The sequence below is a fragment of the Aeromonas sp. HMWF014 genome, from assembly GCF_963878295.1.
Classification (GTDB): Bacteria; Pseudomonadota; Gammaproteobacteria; order Enterobacterales; family Aeromonadaceae; genus Aeromonas; species Aeromonas popoffii.
Genome location: NZ_CAWNYS010000334.1, coordinates 1 through 1,718, shown reverse-complemented (window position 1 = coordinate 1,718; position 1,718 = coordinate 1). Strand labels below are relative to the sequence as shown.

The following is a 1,718-nucleotide window of genomic DNA, read 5'->3' as shown; positions in this document are numbered from 1 at the left end:
CCGTCTGGGGTTGCCCGCCCTGAAGGTGGATGCAGATAACCGCTTGCACCTGCAGGAGGATGACACCCGCCAGCGGGTCGAGTACGGCGATGTCGTCAGGAAATGGACGCCGGTGGCGGGCCTGGACGGTGCGGATCAGCCGGTACGCAACCAGCAGGTTACCCAGTGGCAGCCGCTTGAGGTGACACCGGGCCGCCAGGGGGGGGAGACCCGCTTCGATGGCCAGATCATCATTCAGACCGAAGATGATCCGGTTGCCGCCAAAGCGGCGGCCAGTCTGGCGGGCAAGCACCCCGACCACAGCGTGGTGATGCAGTTGGATGCGGATGGCAACTATCGGCTGGTGTATGGCGATCCTGCGCAGCTGGCTGGCAATATTCGCTGGCAGGTGGTGGGTCACGGTCGCGACGGTGACGAGCAGAACAACAGCCGACTCAGTGGTTACAGTGCCGATGAGCTGGCCGGGCGTCTGCGCCGGTTCGGCGATCGCCTGCAAGAGGCGGGGGTGGCGAGCAAGCCGAGCTACGTCAGTCTGGTGGGGTGCTCCCTGGTGAGCGACGATCAGCAGACCGGCTTTGCGAGTCGCTTCATCAAGGCATTGAAAAATGAGGGGATAAGCGCCCAGGTATCGGCCCGCAGCAGTGAGGTGGCGGTCGATCTGGCTGGTCGCAAGCACACCCGTGGTGAAGATGATGTCTGGGCCCGCAAGGTGGCTGGCAACAAGGTGGTGCTGACCCTTAACGAAGCCGGCGAGCCTGTTGCGCACACCGAGCTGGTGCGCGGCGGCGTGGCCGAAGGGGATATCGATCTGGCCAAGGTGGGCCGGGGTGACGGCGAGCGTCGCGCCCGCGGTGCCATCGCCGACAACGACGAAACCTTCGTCGCCCCCGAAAAACAGCATCAGCCTGAGCCTGCTGCGGAAAGGCCCGACCATGCCGTCAGTTACTCCGGCAACATTCAGGTCAACGTGGGGGATGGCGAGTTCACCGCCATCAACTGGGGCACCAGCAACCTGGGTGTCAAAGTGGGTACGGGTGGCATGAAGTCACTGGCCTTCGGCGACAACAACGTCATGGTGCACATCGGGGATGGCGACAGCAAACACAGCCTGGACATCGCCGGTTACCGGGCGCTGGAGGGGGCCCAGCTGTTCGTGGGTCAACGCAACGTCAGCTTCAACCTGGGGCGCAGCAACGATCTCATCGTGATGCTGGAGAAATCCATCCCCACGCCGCCCATGGTCAACCCCTTTGGCGGGGCGGCCCGCATCGCCGGTGCCCTGCAGCAGATTGCCGGTGACGGCTCTCAGCCGGACTGGGTTGCCAGCCAGTGGGAGCAGTGGACCCTGGCCGGGGCCGACAAGTTCGTGGCGGACATGGCCGGGCTGGATCAGACCAGCAGCGTCAAGTACGGCTCGCTCACGGCTCTGGACAGCGACCATGAGCGCAGCAGTCGCGGCCTCAAGAGCGATCTGGAGGCGACCCTCAACAAGGCGTTCAACAAGCGCATTTCTGGCGGTGGTCAGGGCGAACAGGGACCTCTGAGCCGGGCGGACAAGCTGCGCCAGGCCAACGAGAAGCTGGCGTTCAACTTCGCAGTTGCCGGGCAGGGGGCCGATATCCAGGTCACCACGGGCAACTGGAACTTTGTGTTTGGTGACAACATCCAGGCGATTCTGGACACCAACCTGGGCTCCCTGTTCGGGATCCTGACCCAGG

Annotated in this window: 1 protein-coding gene; it reads left to right on the top strand. The window is 64.2% G+C overall.

The genetic code is table 11. The features are described from left to right. On the top strand, positions 1 to 1,718 hold a 1,718-nt coding region (locus AAC083_RS14145), incomplete at both ends, for a C80 family cysteine peptidase (RefSeq protein WP_258224693.1).